Source organism: Guyparkeria halopsychrophila, assembly GCF_044582135.1.
Classification (GTDB): domain Bacteria; phylum Pseudomonadota; class Gammaproteobacteria; order Halothiobacillales; family Halothiobacillaceae; genus Guyparkeria.
Window position 1 is genome coordinate 1 of the sequence record NZ_JBDODP010000061.1, and the last position, 717, is coordinate 717.

The window sequence follows — 717 nt, forward strand, 5'->3', positions numbered from 1 at the left end:
GGATCGGGAACCGTGCATGGTGGGTAGTTTGACTGGGGCGGTCTCCTCCGAAAGCGTAACAGAGGAGCACGAAGGTTGGCTAAGCACGGTCGGAAATCGTGCGGTTAGTGCAAGAGCATAAGCCAGCTTGACTGTGAGACAGACACGTCGAACAGGGTCGAAAGACGGTTCTAGTGATCCGGTGGTTCTGTATGGAAGGGCCATCGCTCAACGGATAAAAGGTACTCCGGGGATAACAGGCTGATACTGCCCAAGAGTCCATATCGACGGCAGTGTTTGGCACCTCGATGTCGGCTCATCACATCCTGGGGCTGAAGCAGGTCCCAAGGGTATGGCTGTTCGCCATTTAAAGTGGTACGCGAGCTGGGTTCAGAACGTCGTGAGACAGTTCGGTCCCTATCTGCCGTGGGCGTTGGAGATTTGAGGGAATCTGTCCTTAGTACGAGAGGACCGGGATGGACGAACCTCTGGTGTTCCGGTTGTCACGCCAGTGGCACTGCCGGGTAGCTAAGTTCGGATTGGATAACCGCTGAAAGCATCTAAGCGGGAAGCCAACCCCAAGATGAGATCTCCCCGGGGCTTCGAGCCCCCTGAAGGGCCGTGGAAGACCACCACGTTGATAGGCGGGATGTGGAAGTGCAGCAATGCATGCAGCTAACCCGTACTAATTACCCGTGCGGCTTGACCATATAACGCCAAAGCGACACACACGGATAC

Annotated in this window: 1 rRNA gene; it reads left to right on the forward strand. The window is 55.8% G+C overall.

Features of this window, described 5'->3' with window-relative positions:
- Positions 1 to 689 (forward strand): 23S ribosomal RNA (locus tag ABGV18_RS11485); the annotation flags it as partial.
- Positions 690 to 717 lie beyond the last annotated feature (28 nt).